The following is a 22,374-nucleotide window of genomic DNA, read 5'->3' on the forward strand; positions in this document are numbered from 1 at the left end:
GCAAGGGCATCTCGGGGATTACGATTGCACCCGTGTCGGCTGAAAGCGCATCGGGCCGCGGGTTGCTGCCCGAGCTGACCGGCGACGCCCGGGTCGACCGCTGGCGTGAGCACCGGGCGGCGGTGCGCTCGGATCTGATCGAGTCGACGTTGCGCGCCATCGACGAATACGGGCCGGATCTCTCCGTCGACGACGTGCTCAAATCCGCCGGCATCCCGCGACCCAAGCTGTACCGGTTCTTTAACGACAAGGACACCCTGTTCGCCGCGGTCGCCACCCGGGTCCAGCAGCTCATTCTCGAACGGGTGGTGCCGCATTTCGATCTCACCGGTACCGCGCAGGGATTCGTCCGCTCCGCGCTGACCGCCTACATCGACCTGGTCGACGAGCGGCCCAACATCTTTCGGTTCCTGGTCGGCTCACACTTCATCGACCACCGCTCGGCGGCATCGCTTTTGGACGGGGGTCGGCAACTGGCCGACACCACCGCCGGGGCACTGGCCGCCGTGCTGCGGTCCCGCGGCGGCGAGGTGCGCAACCTGGAGTATGTCGCCGACGCCATCCTCGGGGCGGTCGCGCTGGGTGTGCTGCGCTGGCTCAACGACCTGACGATCAACAAGTGCGCGCTGATCGACGAGATGACCGTCGTCGTGTGGGGTGCGTTGTCGGCGGCCGCGCAGGCGCGCGGGGTGGTGCTGGACCCGGACGAACCGCTGTCGCTGTCCGACGGCTGAGTCACGAACTGACGCCGGTCAACTGGTATTCGTGCATCTTCACCGAGCGGGTGGACAGCCAGTATCGCCAGGTGAATCCGGACCACACGGTGCGGTTGTAGCCGTGCTCGTCGAGGTACCAGCTCTGGCAGCCGCCGGTGTTCCACACCGAGCCGGCCAGCTTGCGCTGGACCTGCGCGTTGAAGGCGTCCTGCGCCGACCGCAGCGGCGCCAGCGCCTGCGCCCGCGCCGCGTCGACGGCCTTGATCGCCTCGGCCACGTAGTGGATCTGGGATTCGATCATGAACACCACCGACGTGTGTCCCAGACCGGTGTTGGGTCCGAGCAGGAAGAAGGCGTTCGGCATGCCGGCCACCGTGATGCCGCGGTGAGCGGCGATGCCGTCGCGGTTCCACCGGTCCACCAGATCCTCGCCGTCGCGCCCCTTGATGTTGATGTACCGGTAGGAGTCGGTGACGTGGAATCCGGTGGCGAACACGATGACGTCGACCCGGTGTTCGGTGCCGTCGGCGGTGACGATGCCGTCCGGGGTCACCCCGGCTATGTCCTCGGTGACCAGGCTGGTCTTGGGGTTCTCGATCGCGGCGTAGTAGTCCGACGAACCCAGCAACCGTTTGCAGCCTGCGCGGTAGTTCGGTGTGAGCGCCCGGCGCACCTGCGGGTCGGAGATCTCCCGCCGGATATACCAGCGGCCCAGCACTTCAACGGCTTTGAGCAGCCCGGGCCGCCGGTTCATGGCGTACGCGCCGCCCTCGGCGCCCCAGTAGATACCGGCCCGCAACCCGGCCCGCAGGCCCGGTACCCGCTGCAACGCCCACCGCAGCGGACGCGGGAACCGGATATTGGTTCGCGGCAGCACCCAGGCCGGCGTGCGCTGATAGAGCTGAAGTTCGGCGACGCGGCCGACGATCTCGGGCACCAGCTGGATCGCGCTGGCGCCGGTCCCGACGACGGCGACCTTCTTGCCGGTCAGCTCGACGTCGTGGTTCCACTGCGCGGAATGAAAAGCGGCACCGCCGAATTGATCCAGACCGTCGATGTCGGGAATGCTGGGGATGTGCAGTGCGCCGGCCCCGGAGATCAGGAACTGCGCGACGTACTCGCGGCCGGAGTCGGTGAACACATGCCAGCGGTAGTCGTCCTCGTCCCAATGGGCCCGGTTGACCTTGGCGTTGAAGTCGATGTGGCGGCGTAACCCGTACTTGTCGGCGATGTCCTTGAGGTAGTCGAAGATCTCCGGCTGATAGGAGAACAACTGCCTCCAGTCTGCCTTGGGTTCAAAGGAGTACGAGTACAGGTGGGTGGGGACGTCGCACGCGCAGCCCGGGTAGGTGTTGTCGCGCCAGGTGCCGCCGACCTCGCCGGCCTTCTCCACGATGATGAAGTCGACGCCCTGCTGCTGCAGTGCGATGCCCATGCCCAGACCGGAGAATCCGGTGCCGATGATCAACGCTCGAGTGTGTATCGGGGTCTGCTCGGCGAGGTCGCTCATGATGGTGTCCCTTCTGTTGACAGGCTCAGAACCCGTAGCGGACAGCGGTCATCTCCTCGGATTCGTCCCAGAGGCGACGCCACAATTTCGGTTGCCGCGAAAGCCGGCTCGACGGGCAGGACTGCACCGGGCCGCGTGTCTGCCCCAAACGTGCCGGACCCCAATACATCGACGGGTCCGCCGGCATCGTCGCCGCGAACAGCGTGGAATGCGCCGCCGCCTCCGGAGAATGGCCGACCAGCCGGGCCCCCTGTTTGGCGACCAGGTCGAGCATCGTCTCCGTTCGGGTGAACAAGTCGGTGCCCGACACGCCGGGGTGTACGGCGTAGGACCGGGTGGCCGATCCGGTCTCGGTCAGCCGGCGCTGCAGCTCGCGGGCGAACATCAGGTTGGCCAGCTTCGACTGGGCGTACGCCAGATTCCGCTGGTAGCGCCGGTTTCGGTAGTTGAGGTCGTCGATCCACAGCTTCGGGGTCTGGCGGTGCGCGATGCTGGACAACGTCACCACCCGGTCGGTGATCCGGTCCAGCAATAGCCCGGTCAGCGCAAAATGCCCCAGATGGTTGACGCCGAACTGGGTTTCGAAGCCATCGGTGGTGCGGCTGAACGGGACGTTCATCAGCCCGGCGTTGTTGATCAGCACGTCGAAGTCGTCCTGGCAGGCCGCGAATGCCCGCACCGATGCCAAGTCGGCGAGATCCAGGCGGGCGACCCGGACATCGCCGCTGATCCGATCGGCGACGGCCTGCGCCTTCGCCGTATCCCGGCAGGCCATCACCACGGTGGCGCCCTTGCCGGCCAGCACCCTGGTGGCGACCTCACCCAGGCCACCGTTGGCGCCGGTGATCACGATGGTGCGACCGCGCTGATCCGGGATGTCGTCAGGTCGGAAGGCCATCGGGTTACCGCTTCGTCCCGACGACGATCTGCGAGAGCCCGTCGATGTGCTGCTCGATGCCGGTACAGCCCAAATCGCTCAGCAGATCGGTGATCTCGTGGCGGCCGAACCAGCGGATGCCGCTGAGCGTGTCCAGCACGGTGCTGCGCACAGCGGTCCGGGACCCGCCGGGGATCAGGCTGGTCAGGATGACCACCCGGCCGCCGGGCTTGAGCACCCGGATGAGTTCGCCGACCGCGCGCGACGGGTCGTTGATCAGATACAGCGCGGCCAGGCAGCTGACGGCGTCGGCTACCGCGTCGGTGAACGGCAGGTTCTCGGCGTCGCCGCGCAGGTAGGCGACACCCGGCCCGGAGTTGTCGGCCACCGCGCGCCGTAGCATCGCCGGGGAGGCATCCAGTCCGACGGCCAGGCCGTCCGGTGCCACCCGGGTGCCGAACCAGCCGGTGAAATTACCCGGACCGCAGCCGATGTCGATCACGGTGCAGCCCGGGCGAAGGTCGAGCCAGCCCGACACCCGGCTGCGATCCGCGTCGCGTCCGGGTGCCTTGAGCCCGCTGGCAAGTTTGAGCCCGATGGGCCGCCCGATCTGATAGCCCGCGGAGTAGAAGCGGGTGCGCATCAGTCGCTGCGCCATGTTGTGCACCGGTGGGGCGCTGTCGCCGAGCAGGTCGTGGTAGCCGTCCCCGCCGGTGCCGACCGGTCGGCACCGGGTGGGATCCAGCAGCTGCAGGGCGCGCGAGGTGGCGGTGGGTTCCGCGGTGAATGTCATGTGGTGGCTTTCGTTGTCGGGGGGAGATCAACCGAGGGAGAAGGTTCGCGCGGCCATTCGCCCCACCGCCGGCGCGAACCGGCTGAGGTGGTACTGCGCCCGCGCTTCGGGCGTGACCGGCACGATCGACTTGTTCTTCTGCACCGCCGCCACGATCTGTTTGGCCACCTTCTCGGCGCTGTAGCGGCGCAACCTGTAGGCCCGGTCCACCATGGCGAGCTTGCGGTCGGCGGCCTGCTGCGGCAGGCCGGACACGGTGGAATTGCGAACGATGTTGGTGTGCACCACGCCCGGGCAGATGGTGCTGACCCCGATGTGGGCCGAGGACAGTTCGGCGCGCAGGCAGTCGGAGAACATGAACACCGCGGACTTGCTGGTCGCGTAGGCGCTCATCCCTTGTTGCGGTGTGTAGGCGGCCATGCTGGACAGGTTGACGATCTGCCCACCGAGTCCGCGGCGCGCCATCGCCGGGGCGAACGCACGGCAGCCGTGGATGACGCCGTACAGATTGATGTCCAGGACGCGCCGGAAGTCTTGCGACGGGGTGCCGAGGAAGCGCCCGGCCTGGCCGACGCCCGCGTTGTTGATCAGCACGTCGGGCACGCCATGGCGGGCGATGACGTCGTCGGCGTGGTCCAGGACGGCCTGCTCGTCGGCGACGTCGAGTAGGTAGGGGTGCGCGGTGCCGCCGGCCTCGGCGATCAGCGCGGCGGTCTGCTTGGCGGCGGCCAGATCGATGTCGGAGAGCACAACCTCGCCGCCCTGGCGGGCCAGCAGCAGCGCGGTTGCGCGCCCGATGCCGCTGCCGGCGCCGGTGATGACCACCAGCTGGTGGTCGAACGGTGCACGCGGCTTGGTCATTTCGGAACGCTGCAGACCCCGCGCCGCGGGTAGTCCGTTCGTCGCGTCGATGAGTTCGATGGTTGCGGTCGCCAGCAACTCCGGATGCGAGAACGCCAGCCAGTGCCCGCCGTGGACCACCCGCTGCCAGACCTTCGGCGCCCACCGGGGTTCGTCGGCGTAACTGGCCTGGCGGACGGCGGGGTCGCGGGTTCCGATGATCACCTGCACCGGGACCTCGGTCGGGCATTCCCGGCGCCGCAACGGGGACAACAGATTTGCGCGGTAGATCCGCAGCCCGTTGGCGAGGTCCTTTTCGAAGGTGGGACTCAGGAAGATCTGGTCGGGATCGGCGCCCTCGGCGCGGGACAGCAAGGCGCGCCAGCGTTCTGGGCGGGCGACCAGGCCCAGGGCGACCTTCGGCAGCCAGGGCACCGCGGCGACGAACATGTACCCCAACGACGCCAATTGGGCGAGCACCGAGCCGAGGTTCTTCGGGGTCGGCTTGGCCAGCCGGCCGCGCGCCCACATCCCCAGGTGCGCGACGCTGGGGCCGGCGACCGAGGTGAACGACGCGATCCGGTGCTGGGCGGCGTCATCGCAGACCAGTTCCCACATCGCCACGCTGCCCCAGTCGTGGGCCAGCACATGCACGGGTTTGGCGGGGCTGACCGCCTCGATCACGGCGCGGTAGTCGCTCGCCAGCGACGCCACCGTGAACTCGCGGTAGCTTTTCGGGTTGCTCGACTGCCCGTGGCCGCGGTTGTCCACGCTCACCACGTGAAAACGCTCCGTCAGAAACGGTGTCACGCCGTCCCACATGTGATGCGAGTCCGGGAATCCGTGCAGCAGCAGCAGCGTCTCGCCATCCCGGTTTCCCTGCTCGTAGACCGCGATCTCGACGTCGCCGTTGTGCACGATCCGCCGAGCGTGGCGGGTAGCAGGGTCGGCGGGCGTCTTCTGCGCTGTGGTCATGGTGTCCTCCTCCAGCTGATCACCGGTTATTTGATACCGCTGGTATCTAGTACTGGGCATCTCAGCAAGGTGCATCGGGGCTTGTCAAGGGGGTGGCGCGCGGCGACCCTTGACAGAGTGACATATCAGTCCGAAAATTGGAACATGCTTGCGCCGCACTCTCGGACCGCGTTACTGTGACGACAGTCACCTAGTACTTCAAGTACTAGTTACTGATCGTTCGAGAAAGGAATCCGCGATGGCGAACCAGGTGGCCAGCTATCCGAAGACCAGACGGATCCGGTTCCGTTTCGGCGAGGATGCCTCGGCGGGCAAGTATTTCGTCGACGACGACATGGTGTTCAGCCATTTCGTGGCCGGCCTGTCCGGGGCGTTTCCGCCGGGCGAGGAGTCGTTCATCCGGTCGGTGCGCCGATTCGCCGACAACGTCACCGATCCGGTGCTGAGGAGGCGGGTAGCCGGGTTCATCGGCCAGGAATCCATGCACGGCCAGCAGCACCGCCAACTCAACGAAAAGCTCGTCGAGCTGGGCTACCCGATCCGATGGTGGGATTCGAATACCGCCAAGCAACGGGTGATGCGTACCGAAGAGCGGGTGGGTGCCCACGTGCACCTGGCGATGACGGCCGCGGCCGAGCATTACACCGCGGTCCTGGCTCAGCGGGTGCTGTCCAGCGACGAACTCCAAGCGATCCCCGGTGACGCCGAGGTGTGGAACCTGTTGAATTGGCACGCCTTGGAGGAGTTGGAACACAAATCCGTCGCGTTCGACGTCTACCGCGCGATGGACGGCTCCGAACGGGTGCGGATCGCGGTGATGGCGATCATGTTCGCCACCACCCTGCCGATCACCGCCATTTCGCTGGCGTTCTCACTGTCCCAAGACCCCCGTGCCCGACGCCAGCCGCTGCGGCTGATCCGCGAGGCGTACGCGCTGTCCCGCGGCCCGATATTCAAGGGGTTGGGCGCCGAGCTGGTGAAGTACCTCAAACCGGGCTTCCATCCCGACGACATCGACACCGAGCCGCTGCTGGAGCACTGGCAGCAGCAGCTGTTCGGCGCCGACGGCGCCCTCGTCGATCACCTGAAATAACCCACTTTTCAAAGGAGATAGCTGAGATGGTTGCGAGCCAGGCAGTCAGCACGAACGGCAAGGCGCCGGTGGACCTGTACCCGAAGGTCCGCCGCATCCGGTTCCGCTTCGGCGACCCCGAACCGATGAGCCACCATTTCGTGGAGGGCGACATCGCGTTCAGTCATTTCGTGGCGGTGTTGTCGGCCGCGTTCCCGCCGGGGGAGGAGTCGTTCATCCGATCGGTGCGCCGGCTGGCGGACAAGGTGAGCGACCCGGTGTTGAAGAAGCGGGTGGCGGGCTTCATCGGGCAGGAATCGGTGCACGGTCAAGAACACCGCCGCCTCAACGAGAAGCTCATCGAGATGGGCTACCCGTTCGTCCGGCTGTTCATGTTCGACCGCGACTCCCGCCGGGAGCGCCTGGTGCAGCGGATCGAGAACCGTGCCCCGGCCCTGGCGCATCTGGCGATGACCGCCGCTGCCGAGCACTACACCGCGACCCTCGCCGAGCGGGTGCTGGGCCGTGAGGAGATCCAAGCGATCCCCGGGGATCCCGAGGTCTGGAACCTGTTGAACTGGCACGCGACCGAGGAATTGGAGCACAAGTCGGTGGCATTCGACGTGTATCGGAGCGTCGGCGGCCCGGAGTGGCTGCGTATCGGGGTGATGGCGGTGATGTACACCCTGACGATCCCGGTTGTGACGTTCGGGACCTTGCTGTCCATCATGACCGACCCGCAGGGCTGGCGCCCGGTCAAGGTGCTGCGCCAGACCATCGGCATCTTCCGCGGCCCGCTGGTCAAGGGGCTGATGGGTGATCTGCGGGTGTACATGCGGCCCGGCTTCCATCCCGACGACGTGGACACCGACGCGTTGGTGCGGCTGTGGCGCCAGGAACTCTTCGGCGCGCAGGGCTCGCTCGTGGGACACCTCAAGTAGGCCACGGTGACTACCACCATTGATGCCGAATCGTCTGCCACCGCGGAGCGGGTGACACCCGACCACGAGGTCCTCATCGTCGGTGCCGGGTTCGGCGGTATCGGCGCCGGCATCGCGTTGCAGCGCCAGGGCGTCCACGATTTCGTCATCCTGGACAAATGGGACCAGGTCGGCGGAACGTGGCATGCGAACACCTATCCCGGTGTGGCCGTGGATATCCCGGCGTTCATCTACAGCTTCTCCTACGAGCAGCGCGGCGACTGGTCGCGGCTGTTCGCCCCGGGGGAGGAGTTGCGCGGCTACGCCAACGACGTGGTGGACAAATACGGGCTGCGGGAGAAGTTGCGGCTCAACACCACGATCACCTCGGCGACCTTCGATGAGGTCAACAGCATGTGGCGGTTGAGCACCGATGGTGGTGAGCAGATCACCGGCCGCTACGTGGTGCTGGCGGTGGGTGGCCTGGAACGTCCCAAAATGCCCGACATTCCCGGCGTCGACGACTTCGCCGGCACCCTCATGCACACCGCGCTGTGGGATCACGACGTTGAGTTGGCCGGCAAGCGGGTCGCCGTCATCGGCACCGGCGCGACGTCGTTGCAGCTGGTGCCGGCCATCGTCGACGAGGTACAGCACCTGAGCGTCTTCCAGCGCACACCGATCTGGGTGTTCCCCAAGGGGGACGCCGAGATGCGTGGGGTCGGGCGCTGGATCATGGGTCGCCGCCCGCTGCGCTCGGCCATCCGCCTGGCCGGAACCCTGGCGACCGAGGTCGGGATGAGCGGGATGCTGGTCGGACCGCCGTGGCTGACCACGGTGAGCCGCAAGCTGTTCGAGGTGCCGGTGCGCGGCTGGATGCGCAGCCAGGTTCGTGACCCGATCACCCGGGAGAAGCTGATCCCGCGCTACGGCCTGGGCTGCAAGCGCCCGTCGATGTCCAACGACTACCTGCGGACGTTCAACCGCGACGACGTCAGCCTGGTCACCGACAGCATCGAGTGCATCACCGAAACCGGGGTGCGCACCGCCGACGGAACCGAGCACCAGGTCGATGTGCTGATCTGCGCGACCGGCTTCAAGCTGTGGGCCAAAGGGTCGGTCCCACCGTTCCCGGTGTTCGGCCGCGGCGGAGTCGAGCTCGGCCAGTTCTGGGATGAGCAGAGATACCAGTCCTATCAGGGTGTTTCGATTCCCGGTTTTCCGAACGCCTTCGCCATCACCGGGCCCTACGGTTTCGTGCTGGGCTCCTATCTGTGGATGATCGAGGCGACCTCGGCGCACCTGAGCCGGGCCATCGCCGAGTCCAAGCGGCGCGGTGCCACGGTGTGTGAGATCCGGCAAGAGGCGCACGACGAGTACTTCCGTAACTGTCTCAAACGCCAGGAGCGCAACTTCCTGTTCACCCCGACCTGCGACGGGTCCAACACCTACTACCTGGACAACCATGGCGACTCGCCGTTCCGCCCGTCCACGCACGGAGAAATGTACTGGCAGAACCGGCATTACGACCTCGACGTCTACCGCTACACCGCCGGGCCGGTCCGGTCCGGTGCACTGATCACCGAAGCAAAGGAGAACGCGTGAAGCTCAACGGGTTACGGCCTCGCCTGGTGGTGGTGACCGGCGCCGGCAGCGGCATCGGCCGGGCGACCGCGATCAGGTTCGCCAAGCTCGGCGCGCATGTGGTGGCCTCCGACATCGACCTGGAATCTGCCCAGGCGACCACGGCGATCATCCACGGCAACGGGCACCGTGCCTCGGCGGCGCGCCTGGATGTCACCGACCCCGAGGACTGGGAGACCTTCGCCCGCGCGGTGCTGGCCGATCACGGCTACGCCGACGTGCTGGTCAACAACGCCGGCATGGTGGTGGGCGGACCGTTTCTGGCGCTCAGCCCGGCGGACTGGGACCGCCAGCTATCCGTCAACCTGATGGGCGTGATCCACGGGTGCCGCGTGTTCGGCGCCCAGATGGTGGAACGCGGCGCCGGCGGGCACATCGTGAACATCGCGTCGGCTGCCGCGCTGACACCGACACCGGTGATGTCCGCCTACTCGGTGTCCAAGGCGGGCGTCAAGATGCTGACCGAATGCCTGCGGCTGGAGCTGGGACCCGAGGGTATCGGGGTCAGCGCAATCTGCCCGGGCGTGATCAACACCAACATCGGTTCCCATGCGGTCACCGTCGGTGTCGATCAGGAGTTGATGACCCAGGGCAAGCAGGTGCTGCGGCAACTGCAGGACTTCGCCGAGAAGTTGCCGTTCTCGCCGATGAGCCCCGACCTGGTGGCCCGCGCCGCGGTCCGTGCGGTGCGCTTCGACCTCGCGGTGGTTCCGGTACGCACCGAAGCCTGGCTGGGGTATTTCATGCTGCGCATCGCCCCCGGCATCAATCGGACTATGACGCGGCCGTTCTCGGTGGGCGCCATGGAGAAGCTCGGGACCCAATTCCTGGGCAGGCTCGCCGATTCGCGACTGCTGGCCGGCGGTCCCGGCCACCCGGCCGACGCGGAGCCGGTGCCCGCGAAGAGCAAGTAGGCCAGGCGATGGGTTCGGGTCCGGCGGACGTGGTGTGCCGCCGCTCACGGTTGGCGCTCGACGATGCCTGGTTGGAGGTCGCCGAATGGGGCTCGGGGCAGGCCGAGGTGAGCGTGGTGCTCAGCCACGGCTGGACCCTGTCCAGCCGGATCTGGGAAGACGTCGCCACCCTGTTGGTCCACAGCGACCCGACGTTGCGGGTGATCGCCTACGACCATCGGGGCCACGGGAATTCGGCTCGGGTGCCGACCGCCTCCATCGAACGGCTCGCCGATGACCTGGCCGCGGTGGTCGCAACCTTGGTGCCCACCGGGCCGATCGTGTTCGGCGGGCATTCCCTGGGCGGGATGACGCTGCTGGGTTTGGCGCAGCGCCACCCGGAACTCGTCGCGCAGCGCGCGGCCGGGGCGGCGTTCGTCGCGACCAGTGCCGGGGACCTGCTCGGCACGCTGCGGCGGATCACCGGATCGGAGCGCCTGCTCGACATCGCGTTGGCGGTGGCGGCGCGCACCGCGATGCCGAGCCGGCCGCTGTGGCTGCTGCGGCAGGGCGCGCGGGGCGCGTTCGGGAAGTCGCCGCATCGCCACGACCTGAACCGCGCGGTACTGCAGGGTGCACTCAGCGACCCCCGCGCGGTGGCCGCGCTGGGGCGGTCGATCCTGCAACACAACCGGTATGACGTGGTGGCGGATTTCGCCGACCTGGATGTGGTGGTGATGGCGGGTACCCGGGACTGGCTGACCTCGCCGGCGCACGCTCGGCGGATCGTCGCGGCCCTGCCGCACGGCCGGCTGGTGGTATTCCCCGGCGCGGGTCATTTCCTGCCGTATGAGCGTGCCGACGCCGTCACCGCCGAACTGCTGGGCCTGACGTCCAGGGCGCGGCTGCGGGTGCCGGACTGGGCCGGAGCGGCCGGATAGGCCGTCCGTTCGCTATCTCGAGTTCAGAGGAGACCGGGTTGGTCACCATGCCACGCCACATCCCACACGAGTCGCCGGCCGCGCGGCTCAGGCGCTGGACCGGGGAGTGGGGTCAGGCCATGCGCATCGCGCTGTCGCCCTCCGAGGGCCCGAAGACCGGACAGATCTACGACATCGTCGGCACCCAGAACCTGTTCGGCGAGGAGTCGTTGTTCATCAACTTCGGCTATTGGAAGAACCGTCCGGCCACGCTGGACGAGGCGAGCAGGGACCTGGCCAGGTTGGTGGCGCAAAGCGCCGAGTTCGGCAAGTCAGACATCGTCGTCGACTGTGGCTGCGGCTACGGAGACCAGGACATCCTGTGGGCCAACGAGTTCGGCCCCAAACGGATCACCGGCGTCAACCTGGCCGAAGAACAGATCGCCATCGCGACTCGTCGGGTCAGCGACGCCGGGCTGGCCAAGCGCATCGACTACGTGCATGCGTCGGCCACCGAGCTGCCTCAGGACGACGAATCGTGCACCAAGGTGGTCGCCCTGGAGTCGGCGTTTCACTTCCCGTCTCGGCTCGAGTTCTTCGCCGAGGCGCTGCGGGTGCTGAAGCCCGGCGGCCGGTTGGTGACCGCCGACATCGTCCCGAAGCGCTCCGCCCTCAACGGCTGGGCTCGTGCCGAGGTGGCGCGGCGGGGCTGGCGGGCGGCAGCACCGCGGGCCCAGCGCGCCGCGGTCGATGTGGCCGGCTATCGCGATCTGCTGCGTGCGGTCGGGTTCGACGAAGCCCGGGCCTGGCCGATCACCGACGACGTGTACCCGCCGCTGGGCCGGTTCCTGCACCGGAGGCTGCGTGACCCCGACATGCGACACGTCAACCCGCTACTGCGGTACAGCTTCACGCCGCTGGGTTTCCGGATCAACGGGATCTACTCGGATTACATCGTGGCGGTGGCCGACAAGGCGCGCCGGCCTGCGCGCCGTCGCTAGTGTGCGCCGAGTGTGCACTGAGGCCGGGGTTTCGGCCAAAATCCCGCCCTCAGTGCACGTTCGGCGCGGGGGCAACGCCTTCGTTAGCCGCAGTACTGCCGGGCGGCGGCCAGCTGCTGTCGGGCCTGCCGAAGATCATCGGCGATCTGGCCCGGGCCGGCCGGCCGGTACGGATTGGTGCGATTGACCTCGGCGGCCAGCGTGCTCGACCACAGCCGCAGGTCGACCGCGGCCGGGCTGATCAGCCCGAACAGCGGCCGCGCCGCATTGACAATGCTGCCCTCGGTCCCCGGTGGTGCGACGATACCGGGCTGAATCCGATTGAACGCCAGCTCAAGCTGGTCAGCGGCCGGTGTGATGATGTCGCATTCTGGATCGTCGGCCACGGCCGCCGGCGCACTCAGCAGCGACACCGCAACGACGGTGCCGGCCAGCAGGGTTCGAGGTAGGGCCACCTAACTTCCCCAGCGCGGCCAGGGCCGGATCGTGACCCGCTGGGCGTCGGGCCAGATGGCGTTGGCGGCCGGTGACACGCAGAACGTGTCCTCGGCCTGATAGACGTCCATGTCGACGGCGTGCAGGCCATCCTCCTGATGCGCACGGCAGTTCACCGTCAACACCCGGTGCGTGTTCGGGTCCACCTGCTCGGCTTCGATGGTCAACACCACCACCAGGGTGTAGCCGGCACCGGTCGGCAGGTAGAAGGTGAGATCGCGACTGTCGACGGCGCCGCCGTTGGTCACCAGATACCCGTCGCCGCTGGGATACAGCGCCTGCCCGAGCATCTGGGTGCGCTCGAAATGGCTGCGGTCGCCCGGGGCACGCCACACCGAGAACCGGGTGTTCGGGCTGCCGTTGAAAAAGTGCTGCCCGATCGGAATGATCAACTCCTCGCGGCCGTCGGCGTCCACGTCCTGCCAGCCGACCGGACCCGGGCTGGACGGCTCCAACAGTTCGTCGATGGTTTGCACCACCTCGCCGGAGTCATCGGTCACGGTGACCTTCACCGCCCGCGGCCCCGGCAGCTCGGGCAGCGTCCAGTACGACACGGCGAAGTCCAGGCCATCAGAGCGCATCCGGCAATCGGTGTGCGGCGAGCGCGCTTTGGGATTGATCAACGCGGCCGGCCGTGGACATGACGGCAGCGCCGGCTCGGCCGTGGCAGCCGGAGCGCACAGCACCGTGGCGGCCACCGTGGCCGCGGCGACCAGCGGGGGAAGCCGCTTCACGGCCGGCTACCGTTTCGGGGCCGGTTCACCGGCGAGCGGGCCGGGGCCGGGCAGCTGGTCGGAGGCCTGCCCGCCGGTGTTGGCGCGGCGAATATCGGAAACCTGCCAGCCGCCGCCGACCTTGTTGACGGTGATCTGCAGCAGGATGACCGACACCCGCGGTGTCGGGCGTTGCAGATTGCGGGTGGTCTGGGTCGCCGACACCACCACCTGGTACCCGCCGTCGGGCACCGCGGTCGCGTCGGTGGCCAGCACCTCCCCGCTGGACGTCAGCTGCCCGTCCACGACGAGCTGTTTGAGAACGTCGGTGACATCGACGTACTTGTCCTTGAGTGGTTGTGCCACACCGTCTTCGACGGCGCGAAAGAAGGCGTCGGGGTCTTCGAAGCTGTACGTCAACGACTTGGTGGCGTAGTCGCGGGCCACCTGCGCCGCGGTGTCGCGGTCGCTCTGGGCCTGACGCAGCGCGGTCAGGTCGTCGGACACACCGCGGTACTTGAGGTAGCCGAACACCGCACCCGCGGCGACGGCCACCGCCGCGATCACGGCAGCCGCCACCCGCAGCCGTCGCTGCCCCGATTCGACCGGCGGGTCGGGGGTCGTGGCGTCATCTGAGGTGTCGGCCGTTTCGGTGACCTCGGCCTCGGCTGATTCGGCGGTGTCGGTGTCGCTCATGTCGGTTCCCTTTGCTGCGTTGCGGTTCACGGTTGGTGCCATTCCGGGACGTTGAGTTGGATGCGGACCCCGCCGCTGTCGTTGAAGGTCGATTCCCAGAAGTCGAGCCAATGCCCGGCGTCGACCCGCAGCGGGCGCAGCGGCGCGGTCGCCGGCTCCAGCGCCTCGGCGAAGGTTCCCAACGGGACCGACAGCATCTCGATGTACTCGTCGAGTTTGGCGATCAGAGTGCCGGCCGCATCGCCCTGGCCGAAGACGTCGTGGCCGCTGTGGGAGAGTTCGTCGAATTCGTGAATCAGCCTGATGAACGCCGGCACCGCGCTGGGCAGCAGTGTGCCGGTCTGGCTGAACACCGATCCGATGTCGAGCCGACCCATCCCGGTGGTCAGGGTGGACAGGTCGCCGAACAGCGCCGCGAGCAGATGCTTGTCGTCCTGCACGACTTTGGCGGCCAGCCCGGCGGTAGTGGCCAGCGAATCCAGGGTGGCGTCGTTGCCGGCCAGTGCCTGGGAGGCGTTGGCGACGATGGTGTGGATGTCGGCGGGATTGACCGCCGAGAACAGTGCGTTCGCGCGGGCGAGCAGGTCGCTGACCGTCACCCGGGGCGCGACCCGATCGGCCGGGATCACCGTGCCGTCGCTGAAATAGGGGGGTTTGATCAGCCTGGGTTTGAAGTCGATGTACTGTTCGCCGGCCACCGAGAGGCTCTCCACGCTGATCGCGCTGTCGGCGGGAACCGGATGGTCGCGGTCCAGGGTGATCGACACCGCCAAACCGTGCGGGGCGGCTTGAATACCGCTGACCCGGCCCACTTTGATGCCGCGCATCGTCACGTGGGACGTCTGCAGCAGGCCGCCGGACGAGTCCAGCATGAGGGTGAGCCGGGTGACCTGTTTGGTCGGCCCCATGTCGAGCACGCCGAACGACATGTAACCGGCGCCGAGCACGGTCAGGATGGCCAGCACCGCCAAAGTTGTTCCGGCGTTGAGCTTCATGGCAGCAGTCCCATCGCGCGCATCGCCTGCACCGCCGCATCGGCCTTGTCGGCGGGGTCCACACCTTCGCGCCCGGTCGGTGGATGCAGTTCGGTGACGGTGTACTTCGGGCCGCCGTTGCCGAAGAACGGGACGAGTTTGTCGCGGACCAGCGCGATCACCTTGTCGGCGATCACCGGGATGGTGGTGTCCACGGTTGCCACCGAGCCGATGAACGGCGTGACGTAGGACAGCATCTGGATGATGTCCGGGGCGATCGGATCCACCAGTTCTCCACCGGCGCGGCCGAGGTCCTGGAAATCCACCAGCAGCGCGATGATGTTCAGCGTCACGCTGGACAAGCCGGTCAGTTTGGGCGGACCCTCGGTGACCAACCGGTCGAAGGTAGCGGTGTTGACCACCAGGCTGTCGCTGATGGTCTGCATGCTCGCCAAGATGCCGTTGATGGTGGCCTGGTTGACCGCGAGGTCGTTGAGCACGCCGGACAGCTTGTGCTGAATGCGGGTCAGCTCGGCGGGATCCTTCGGAAACGCCTTGTTGAGGTTGATCACGGTTTGCTGCAGCGTGCTGATCGTGCCGCCGGCCACCAGGTTCGACGTCGACCGCAGCACATCCTCGACATTGTCGGCGGGCACGGTGTTGCCCAGCGGGATGGTGTCGCCGTTGCCCAGCACGGCGGCCGACGCAGTGTCCGGCGGCAACAGCGCGATGTAGATGTCGCCCAGGACGGTGGCCTGACGCAACTCGGCGCGGGTGTTGCGGGGCAGTTTCACCCCGCCGGACACCTCGACGGACGCCACCGCCGTGTTGCCCACCAACCGCACCGAATCCAGCACCCCGACCTGGACGCCGCCGAAGTCCACCTTCGCCCGGGCCGGCACGTTCAGCACACTGGAGAACTCGATGCTGATGGTGTAGGCGTTGTCCGGGGTGTAGGCGCCCGGCACCGGCAGCCGGGTCGGGTCCAGCGAACACGCCGCCGAACACGCGATCAACACGGCGCTCAGCACGGCAGACACTCGGCGGGTCATGACAGCGCCGCTCCCAGGATGAGGTCGGTCAAACCCAGCGTGACCGGATCCGAGCCGGTGCCGGCCGCGCAGGCGGCCGCGCTGCCCGGGGTGTTGCGCTCGCGCAGCTTGTCGCAGATGGCACCGACCTGCGACGGCGAAATCGCCACCTGCGGCGGGATATACGTGACGCTGTTGGTGCCCCAGGCCGGCTCGTAGATGTCGGAGAGCCAGGTGGAGAACTGCGGCCACGAGTTGATGATCCCGAGGATGTGCGGGGTGTAGGCGTTGAGCAGGTCCCGGATCCAGGGGATCAGCTTGTCGTTGATGTTGTGATAGGCCCGCGGAGCGAACCGGTTCAACGCCTCGACCAGAATCGGCAGCAGATGCACCACGTGGTGCAGTGCACCGGCGAAGTTGTCCGACAATCCCTCGATCAACGCCGCGGTGCCGGGCAGGGTTTGCGCGACGGTGCTGAAGGTGTCCCAGTGCTTCAGGAAACCTGCGGAGATGATCTGGGAGTTCTCGAACAGTTTGCGGTAGTCGGCGTCCGCCTTGTAGGGGTCGCCGAGCATGGCGACCAGATCACGCAGCGTCTGGTTGAGACCGGGCCCGGTGTCGGCCAGTGAGCGGCTCGCCGCCCGGATGCTGTCGTTGATCGCCTGGACACCGGGCGCCCGGGCGGGATCCTGTCCCTTGTCGGGTCCGAGAATGGCGTCGGTGAGTTCGCCCAGCGCCGTGAAGGTTTGGCTGACACCGATCGGCGTCTTGGTGGATTCCAGCTTGATGCAGGCCGGGCCGGAGAACTTGGGGCCACTGTCATACGGCTTGGTGAGCTCGACGTGCCGGTCGGTGACGATCGACTGCGAGTAGGTGACCGCGCCCACGTCGGCGGGCAGGTCGAGGTCGGTGCGCACGCTGAAGTCGACCTGCACGTGATCGGGTTTGTTGCTGATGGCGGTGACCTTGCCGACCTCCATCCCCAGCAACGTCACCTTGTTGCCCGGGTACAGCCCAACCGCGTCGGTGAATTCCGCGCAGAGCGCGCGTGTCTCGTTGACCCTGGACACGACGTACTGGGTGGCGCAGACCGCGATCGCCGCGATCACGACCACCACCGTCAGGGTGATGAGCAGCGTCGCCCGAGCGCGCAACCGGTTTCGTTTCATATCAACAGTGCTTCATGATGTTGGGCAGACACAGGTCCTGGCCGGGCGCCAGCCGGGTGTGTTGATCGAAGACTACCCCGTTTCCGCTCAGCATCGGCCAGACGATCTGCAGGATCTGGCCCAGCTCGATGGCGGCCTTGCCCAACCGGTCGGGATGGGCGAACAGGGTGTCGAAGATGTCGTCGAGGCCGTTGACGACCGGCATCACTTCTCGCCCGTAGAACGTGATGGCACGATCGATGATGCGGGCGAGTTCGTCGAGCAGGGTGAAGAACTCGACGATATCAACGGCTTTCGAGGTGTACATGGTGCCGATTCGGGCGAATCGTTCGGCCAGGTCCACCAGTTGCTGCCGGCCGTCGACCATCGCACCCAGAGTGTTGTTGGTGAAATCCAGACCGCGGTGGAAGTCGATGGTGCTGCGCTGCAACGCGGTGGTCAACTCGTCGGCGGAGCGGATGATGTCGCGCAGCGCGTTGGGATAGTGGTTGGCGGCGTTGGCAACCTGGGTGAAGGTGTCGTGGATGACATCGCCGTCGACCTCTTTGACCAGTGGGGTTGCGGTTTGGATGATGTCGTTGATCTCGAACGGTGTGGTCACCCGTTGCGGCGGAATCACGTTGTGTCCCAGCGGTGTGCCGCCCTGCGGATCCAATGCCACATAGTGGCCGCCCAGCGGGGTGAGCAGTTTGATGTCGAGGGTGGACTCGGAGCCGACCGGAATGGAGCGGTTGACGTCGAAGGTCATCTCGACGACGGTGCGGGCCAGTCGGACGCCGGTGACCTTGCCGACCGGTACGCCGGCGATGCGCACCTCGTCGCCGGAGCGAACCCCGCCGGAATTGCTGAGGTGCGCGGTGTAGCCGGACTGCCCGATCGGGGCGACGTAGGCCAGCCCCGTCGTTGTCAGCGCGGCGAGGATGACGGTGAGACCGATGATGCCGTAGCGCCGGCTGCGGGCGGCCCGGGCGCCCTCGTCGAGCACCCGCTTGTGTTGTCGTTTGCCGAGCGGAATCATTTGCAGATCACCAGATCCTGTTGCGCGAACGACACCTGCCCGATCCCGGGCAGGGTGACTTCGCCGTGCGAGCAGACGTAGGTCGCGGTACCGGGCGCCGCGGATTCGTCATCGACCAACGACTGGCGCATGCCCTGGATCAGCGACGGCACCAGCGACAGACCCGAGATGATGGTCGGGGTCTGCGGGAACATCCGGCTCATCAAGTCGTAGGTCGGGACGGTGCTGCCGTCGAAGGTGCGCTCGACATACTGCAACACGTGCATCAGGTTGCGCAGCAGCGGCAACTCGGTGTCAACGGAGGTGGCGAACTCCTGGGCTTTGGACGTGAACTTGCCCAGCACGTCGTTGAGTACCGCGATCAGGTGGAACAGCGGCGCGGATTTGCCGCCCAGGTCCGCTGACACCTGCGACAGATTGCGCAGCAGCACGGTGATGACGCTCTGCCGGTCGACGGCCAGCTTGGCGATCGTGTCGAGGTCGCGCAGTACCGGACCGATGCCGGTTTCATCGCCCTGGATCAGCCGCAGCAGATTCTCGCCGAACAGATTGAACTGGGCGGGATCCAGGGTGGCGAAGATCGGCCGGAATCCGTTGAACAGCTTGGCCACATCGAACGACGGAATGGTGTGTCCCAGCGGGATGAGCCCGCCGGGCGGGAGCCCGGCGCCGGGTGTGTCCGGGTGCATGAGTTCCACGTAGCGCTGCCCGAGCAGGTTCTGGTAGCGCACCGCGGCCACCGTGTTGGCAAAGAGCGGATGCTCGGCGAGCACGCTGAAGTCGACCTTGGCGACGCGTCCGTCCAGCCGCACGGTGTCCACCTTGCCGACCTGCACACCGGAGATCCGGACGTCGTCACCGACGAAGAGCCCGGACACGTCGGAGAAGGTGGCGGTGTACCGCGACACCGCCCCGCTGATCGGGCTGCGCAACGCGGTCAGCACCACCAGCGCACACGCCGCGGCGACAGCGACGAAAACCGTCAGCCACAGCACCGATCTGGACACCGACCTCATCGGGGGCCGCCCGGTCCCGGGACGGTGTCGGGCAGCGCCGCCGCGAGCCCCGGCACGGTGTCGATCGTGACTTCGATCTGCATCCGAACTTTGTTGTCGACGAACGGAAACGCCGCGCTGGTACGGTCCAGCAGACCGGACAGCCGATCGTAGGCCGGCGCCAGGCTTCCCAGCGTGAACATCAGCGGCACGCTGGTGTTGGTGATCCCGGTGATCAGCGGGGACAGCCAGGGCTTGTTGCGGACCACGATCTGACCGGCGTCGCTCAGCAACTGGCCGATCTGTTGCAGCACCACATTCGTGCGCTCGGCGCCGCCGGGTTCGACGAGAAAATCCAACCCGTCGAGCAGGTTGTTGACCAGACCGACCAATGGGACGAAATCGTTGACGCCGGTGACGAACGACGAGATCACCGCCAGCGACGCCGAGAACGGCACGGTTTGGGCGTCGGCGAGGATCTTGGCCAGATCGAAGCTGGAGCGGGCCACCGGCTCGGTCAGATCCGAGTGCCGGCGCAGTGTCTCGACCAGGTGGGTGAACTCCGGCGAGTCGACGATCTGACCGAGCCGGTCGCCGTGCCGCAGCAGCCCGGTGATCGAGGCCGCCTGCGCCTCGGTGCTCATCACCAGCGTCTGGTTGGGGGACAGCGGTGTGCCGGTGCCGCTGCTGAGGAGTTCAACGGCGGCACTGCCGAATACATTCGACGAGGTGAACTGCGCCCGGGTGTCGGCGGTCAACGCTTTGGCCTGCCGCGGGTCGAGTTCCACCGTCATCTGCTGGCGGTTGTAGCCGATGGATTCCAGGGTCTTGACCGATCCGATGGTCAGGCCGTGGAATTTCACCTCGGCGCCGGGCATCAGGCCCTCGCCGATCGCGTTGGTCACCACGGTGAGCCGGAACGTGTCGGTGTAGCTGCCGATGGCCAGCTGGTAGAGCAGGCTGCCGGTAATCGCCAGTGCAGCGGCGACGATCACGCCGCGAATGCGTAACGCTCGGCGGCTGGACGTTCGCCCGCTGGGATCATGAATGGCCGGCATCGGTTATCCCGAGATCTGCACGCCGGGGTTGTTGCCCCAGAACAGCAGGGTCAGCACCATGTCGGCCAGGACGACGGTGATCAGGCTGGCGCGGATGGCCCGGCCGGAGGCCGCGCCGACCCCCTCGGGCCCGCCGCTGGCGTAGTAGCCCTGATAGCCGTGGATGGCGATGATCAGCGTGACGAAGACGGCCGCCTTGATCAGCGAGAACACCACGTCGGACGGCTGGATGAAGGCGTCGAAGTAGTGGTAGTAGGTGCCCGATGACTGGCCGTGCAGCACGTTGACCACCAGGGCGCAGGACAGGTAGCTCAGGATCAACGTCAGCACGTACAGCGGCACGATGGTGATCATCCCGGCGATCACCCGGGTGGTGACCACGAACGGGATCGACCGGATGGCCTGGGCCTCAAGGGCATCGATTTCCTCGGAGATCCGCATCGCCCCGATCTCGGCGGTCATCCGGGTGCCGGCCTGTGCGGCGAACCCGATCGCCGCGATCATCGGTGCCATCTCCCGGGTGTTGGCATAGGCCGAGACGAACCCGGTCAGCGGCCCCATCCCGACCATGTCCAGGGCGGCGTAGCCCTCGACGCCGACCGAGCCGCCGACCGCCGCACCGAGGAACACCAGCACGCCGATGGTGCCGCCGCCGACGATGAGCGACCCGTTGCCCCAGATCATGTCGACCAGCAGGGCGCCGGTCTGGCGCCGGTAATGGGTGAGGGTGCGCGGGACGGCGCCGAGCACCTCGATGAGGAAGGTGGCCTGATGGCCGAGCCGTTCCAGTACCGAGCCGGCGGCGTCGACCGTGGCACTCGACGCCCGCACCGGCAGGCCCAGCCCGTGCGGTAGATGACGCGATGGGGTGGCCATCAGCCCACCCGCGTCGGCATGAACATGGTGACCAGTTGGGTGATCACCAGGTTGAGGACGAACACCGAGACCACGCCGAGGACCACGGCGGCGTTGACGGCGTCGGCCACGCCACGTGCGCCACCCTTGGCTTCCAGGCCGCGCTGGCAGGCGATCAGGATCACGATCAGACCGAACAGCCAGGTCTTGAGCAACGCGACCCCGACGTCGGCGACGCTGGCGAACGATGCGAACGAGGCGAGATAGCTGCCCGGGGTGCCGGATTGATAGCCGACGTTGATCAGGTAGCCGGCGGCCAGGCCCATGAAGATGATGAACACGCACAGCACCGGCGCGACGAAGACGATCGCGGCCAGCCGGGGAGTGACCAGCCGCTGCACCGGGTCGATACCCATCACCCGCAGCGCGTCGACCTCCTCACGGATGCTGCGCGCCCCCAGATCGGTGGTCACCGCCGAACCGGCCGCACCGCCCAGCAGCAGCGCGGCCACCATCGGCGCGCCCTGACGGATCACGCCCAGGCCGCCGGCTGCACCCGAGATCGACGTCGCGCCCACCTGCTGGATGATGCTGCCCACCTGCACCGCGACGATCACCCCGAACGGGACCGACACCAACAGCGCCGGTATCGCGGTGACGCTGACCACGAACCAGGCCTGGTTGACGGTGTCGCGCCACGGGTGGCGTAACCGCACCAGATCCCCGGCCAGGTAGGCGATCGCTTGCGCCGCCAGCTCGAAGAACCGGCCCAGGGTCTGCAGCGAGGAGTCGGTCTGACGAAGTCCGTAACGCAATGGGGTGCCGAGCATCCCGGCCACCCGGCTCGGGAGCGGAGCGTGCATCGAAGACGAGAGCTGCAGGACCGGTTTCCCGCTGGTCGGCTCGGCCGCAGGGGTGGGCTCCGCGGCGTCTGATCCGGCCCCGGAATCAGCCGCGGTGGACGCGCGGACGGCTGAACTCAACCCGCAACCCTCCTTCGTAGGACGGCCTGAACCCGGAAGTCGCGGTGGTTCTGCCTGCGGGCCGACCGGAGCTCCATTGGATCACTTGGCGGTGTGTGCTGCATCACAATTCGCGTGCCTCGGAAAACTTATCAATATATGACTGACACGTCAATCCTCTTAGGTGATGCGTGGCGGCGGCCCGGCCACCCCGGCGAGCAGACGCAAAGGTGCCCTAAACCGCGTG

The 22,374-nt window shown here is 67.2% G+C and carries 22 protein-coding genes; 7 read left to right on the top strand and 15 right to left on the bottom strand.

Going from position 1 to position 22,374, the window contains the following annotated elements; genetic code table 11:
- Positions 1–32 precede the first annotated feature (32 nt).
- On the top strand, positions 33–734 hold the full coding sequence (locus tag AC5Y36_RS07380) for a TetR/AcrR family transcriptional regulator (protein ID WP_500040208.1): 702 nt from the start codon (positions 33–35) through the stop codon (positions 732–734).
- 1 nt (position 735) lies between these two features.
- On the opposite strand, the gene AC5Y36_RS07385 is transcribed toward AC5Y36_RS07380, so the two are convergent.
- The 4 genes from AC5Y36_RS07385 to AC5Y36_RS07400 are packed head-to-tail and all read right to left on the bottom strand — an operon-like array spanning position 736 to position 5,711.
- Positions 736–2,226, bottom strand: coding sequence for a flavin-containing monooxygenase (locus tag AC5Y36_RS07385; RefSeq protein WP_500040209.1), 1,491 nt, complete (start codon positions 2,224–2,226; stop codon positions 736–738).
- A gap of 25 nt (positions 2,227–2,251) precedes the next feature.
- Positions 2,252–3,124, bottom strand: a complete 873-nt coding sequence (locus tag AC5Y36_RS07390) for an oxidoreductase (protein WP_500040210.1) — start codon at positions 3,122–3,124, stop codon at positions 2,252–2,254.
- A 4-nt stretch (positions 3,125–3,128) separates the two neighbouring features.
- On the bottom strand, positions 3,129–3,896 hold the full coding sequence (locus AC5Y36_RS07395; RefSeq protein WP_500040211.1) for a methyltransferase domain-containing protein: 768 nt from the start codon (positions 3,894–3,896) through the stop codon (positions 3,129–3,131).
- Positions 3,897–3,923: 27 nt separating this feature from the next.
- Positions 3,924–5,711 (bottom strand): SDR family oxidoreductase, encoded by a 1,788-nt coding sequence (locus AC5Y36_RS07400; protein ID WP_500040212.1) that lies wholly within the window; start codon positions 5,709–5,711, stop codon positions 3,924–3,926.
- A 238-nt stretch (positions 5,712–5,949) separates the two neighbouring features.
- On the opposite strand from AC5Y36_RS07400, the gene AC5Y36_RS07405 reads away from it, so the two are divergent.
- Genes AC5Y36_RS07405 through AC5Y36_RS07430 form a run of 6 tightly spaced genes read left to right on the top strand, consistent with a single transcriptional unit; the run spans position 5,950 to position 12,161 of the window.
- Positions 5,950–6,804 (top strand): metal-dependent hydrolase, encoded by an 855-nt coding sequence (locus tag AC5Y36_RS07405; protein ID WP_500040213.1) that lies wholly within the window; start codon positions 5,950–5,952, stop codon positions 6,802–6,804.
- A 26-nt stretch (positions 6,805–6,830) separates the two neighbouring features.
- Positions 6,831–7,724 (top strand): metal-dependent hydrolase, encoded by an 894-nt coding sequence (locus AC5Y36_RS07410; RefSeq protein WP_500040214.1) that lies wholly within the window; start codon positions 6,831–6,833, stop codon positions 7,722–7,724.
- 6 nt (positions 7,725–7,730) lie between these two features.
- On the top strand, positions 7,731–9,308 hold the full coding sequence (locus tag AC5Y36_RS07415; protein WP_500040215.1) for a flavin-containing monooxygenase: 1,578 nt from the start codon (positions 7,731–7,733) through the stop codon (positions 9,306–9,308).
- Positions 9,305–10,261 (top strand): SDR family NAD(P)-dependent oxidoreductase, encoded by a 957-nt coding sequence (locus AC5Y36_RS07420; protein WP_500040216.1) that lies wholly within the window; start codon positions 9,305–9,307, stop codon positions 10,259–10,261. The genes AC5Y36_RS07415 and AC5Y36_RS07420 overlap by 4 nt, the downstream gene beginning before the upstream one ends.
- Before the next feature lie 8 nt (positions 10,262–10,269).
- Positions 10,270–11,181, top strand: a complete 912-nt coding sequence (locus tag AC5Y36_RS07425; RefSeq protein WP_500040217.1) for an alpha/beta fold hydrolase — start codon at positions 10,270–10,272, stop codon at positions 11,179–11,181.
- A gap of 47 nt (positions 11,182–11,228) precedes the next feature.
- A complete protein-coding gene (locus AC5Y36_RS07430; RefSeq protein ID WP_500040218.1) occupies positions 11,229–12,161 on the top strand; it encodes an SAM-dependent methyltransferase in 933 nt (310 codons plus the stop codon).
- Positions 12,162–12,244: 83 nt separating this feature from the next.
- Here AC5Y36_RS07430 and AC5Y36_RS07435 read toward each other — a convergent pair whose 3' ends face one another.
- The 11 genes from AC5Y36_RS07435 to AC5Y36_RS07485 are packed head-to-tail and all read right to left on the bottom strand — an operon-like array spanning position 12,245 to position 22,028.
- Positions 12,245–12,616, bottom strand: a complete 372-nt coding sequence (locus AC5Y36_RS07435; protein WP_500040219.1) for a hypothetical protein — start codon at positions 12,614–12,616, stop codon at positions 12,245–12,247.
- Positions 12,617–13,390 carry a hypothetical protein gene (locus tag AC5Y36_RS07440; RefSeq protein WP_500040220.1) on the bottom strand — a complete coding sequence of 258 codons (774 nt, stop codon included), beginning with the start codon at positions 13,388–13,390 and terminating at the stop codon, positions 12,617–12,619.
- A gap of 6 nt (positions 13,391–13,396) precedes the next feature.
- Positions 13,397–14,065, bottom strand: a complete 669-nt coding sequence (locus AC5Y36_RS07445) for a hypothetical protein (protein WP_500040221.1) — start codon at positions 14,063–14,065, stop codon at positions 13,397–13,399.
- Positions 14,066–14,091: 26 nt separating this feature from the next.
- On the bottom strand, positions 14,092–15,060 hold the full coding sequence (locus tag AC5Y36_RS07450) for an MlaD family protein (protein ID WP_500040222.1): 969 nt from the start codon (positions 15,058–15,060) through the stop codon (positions 14,092–14,094).
- Complete coding sequence (locus AC5Y36_RS07455; protein WP_500040223.1) at positions 15,057–16,091, bottom strand: MlaD family protein; 1,035 nt, start codon at positions 16,089–16,091, stop codon at positions 15,057–15,059. The genes AC5Y36_RS07450 and AC5Y36_RS07455 overlap by 4 nt, the downstream gene beginning before the upstream one ends.
- On the bottom strand, positions 16,088–17,239 hold the full coding sequence (locus AC5Y36_RS07460) for an MlaD family protein (RefSeq protein ID WP_500040224.1): 1,152 nt from the start codon (positions 17,237–17,239) through the stop codon (positions 16,088–16,090). The genes AC5Y36_RS07455 and AC5Y36_RS07460 overlap by 4 nt, the downstream gene beginning before the upstream one ends.
- A 1-nt stretch (position 17,240) precedes the next feature.
- The gene (locus AC5Y36_RS07465; RefSeq protein ID WP_500040225.1) at positions 17,241–18,257 is read right to left on the bottom strand and encodes an MlaD family protein; all 1,017 of its coding nucleotides are present in this window, start codon (positions 18,255–18,257) and stop codon (positions 17,241–17,243) included.
- Positions 18,254–19,273 (bottom strand): MlaD family protein, encoded by a 1,020-nt coding sequence (locus AC5Y36_RS07470; protein WP_500040226.1) that lies wholly within the window; start codon positions 19,271–19,273, stop codon positions 18,254–18,256. Before AC5Y36_RS07470 ends, AC5Y36_RS07465 begins: the two co-directional genes overlap by 4 nt.
- Positions 19,270–20,310: an MlaD family protein gene (locus tag AC5Y36_RS07475; RefSeq protein WP_500040227.1), complete on the bottom strand. Its 1,041-nt coding sequence runs from the start codon at positions 20,308–20,310 to the stop codon at positions 19,270–19,272. The genes AC5Y36_RS07470 and AC5Y36_RS07475 overlap by 4 nt, the downstream gene beginning before the upstream one ends.
- 3 nt (positions 20,311–20,313) lie before the next feature.
- Positions 20,314–21,186, bottom strand: a complete 873-nt coding sequence (locus AC5Y36_RS07480; RefSeq protein WP_500040228.1) for an MlaE family ABC transporter permease — start codon at positions 21,184–21,186, stop codon at positions 20,314–20,316.
- The gene (locus tag AC5Y36_RS07485) at positions 21,186–22,028 is read right to left on the bottom strand and encodes an MlaE family ABC transporter permease (RefSeq protein WP_500040237.1); all 843 of its coding nucleotides are present in this window, start codon (positions 22,026–22,028) and stop codon (positions 21,186–21,188) included. Before AC5Y36_RS07485 ends, AC5Y36_RS07480 begins: the two co-directional genes overlap by 1 nt.
- Positions 22,029–22,374 lie beyond the last annotated feature (346 nt).

This window comes from Mycobacterium sp. NGS50 (assembly GCF_059812545.1).

What these genes read in the sequence shown, in the direction of transcription:
- AC5Y36_RS07385 (WP_500040209.1), bottom strand. Translation starts at nt 2,226, where the DNA reads ATGAGCGACCTCGCCGAGCAGACCCCGATACACACTCGAGCGTTGATC.
- AC5Y36_RS07390 (WP_500040210.1), bottom strand. Translation starts at nt 3,124, where the DNA reads ATGGCCTTCCGACCTGACGACATCCCGGATCAGCGCGGTCGCACCATC.
- AC5Y36_RS07395 (WP_500040211.1), bottom strand. Translation starts at nt 3,896, where the DNA reads ATGACATTCACCGCGGAACCCACCGCCACCTCGCGCGCCCTGCAGCTG.
- AC5Y36_RS07400 (WP_500040212.1), bottom strand. Translation starts at nt 5,711, where the DNA reads ATGACCACAGCGCAGAAGACGCCCGCCGACCCTGCTACCCGCCACGCT.
- AC5Y36_RS07405 (WP_500040213.1), top strand. Translation starts at nt 5,950, where the DNA reads ATGGCGAACCAGGTGGCCAGCTATCCGAAGACCAGACGGATCCGGTTC.
- AC5Y36_RS07410 (WP_500040214.1), top strand. Translation starts at nt 6,831, where the DNA reads ATGGTTGCGAGCCAGGCAGTCAGCACGAACGGCAAGGCGCCGGTGGAC.
- AC5Y36_RS07425 (WP_500040217.1), top strand. Translation starts at nt 10,270, where the DNA reads ATGGGTTCGGGTCCGGCGGACGTGGTGTGCCGCCGCTCACGGTTGGCG.
- AC5Y36_RS07430 (WP_500040218.1), top strand. Translation starts at nt 11,229, where the DNA reads ATGCCACGCCACATCCCACACGAGTCGCCGGCCGCGCGGCTCAGGCGC.
- AC5Y36_RS07445 (WP_500040221.1), bottom strand. Translation starts at nt 14,065, where the DNA reads ATGAGCGACACCGACACCGCCGAATCAGCCGAGGCCGAGGTCACCGAA.
- AC5Y36_RS07450 (WP_500040222.1), bottom strand. Translation starts at nt 15,060, where the DNA reads ATGAAGCTCAACGCCGGAACAACTTTGGCGGTGCTGGCCATCCTGACC.
- AC5Y36_RS07455 (WP_500040223.1), bottom strand. Translation starts at nt 16,091, where the DNA reads ATGACCCGCCGAGTGTCTGCCGTGCTGAGCGCCGTGTTGATCGCGTGT.
- AC5Y36_RS07460 (WP_500040224.1), bottom strand. Translation starts at nt 17,239, where the DNA reads ATGAAACGAAACCGGTTGCGCGCTCGGGCGACGCTGCTCATCACCCTG.
- AC5Y36_RS07465 (WP_500040225.1), bottom strand. Translation starts at nt 18,257, where the DNA reads ATGATTCCGCTCGGCAAACGACAACACAAGCGGGTGCTCGACGAGGGC.
- AC5Y36_RS07470 (WP_500040226.1), bottom strand. Translation starts at nt 19,273, where the DNA reads ATGAGGTCGGTGTCCAGATCGGTGCTGTGGCTGACGGTTTTCGTCGCT.
- AC5Y36_RS07475 (WP_500040227.1), bottom strand. Translation starts at nt 20,310, where the DNA reads ATGCCGGCCATTCATGATCCCAGCGGGCGAACGTCCAGCCGCCGAGCG.
- AC5Y36_RS07480 (WP_500040228.1), bottom strand. Translation starts at nt 21,186, where the DNA reads ATGGCCACCCCATCGCGTCATCTACCGCACGGGCTGGGCCTGCCGGTG.
- AC5Y36_RS07485 (WP_500040237.1), bottom strand. Translation starts at nt 22,028, where the DNA reads ATGCACGCTCCGCTCCCGAGCCGGGTGGCCGGGATGCTCGGCACCCCA.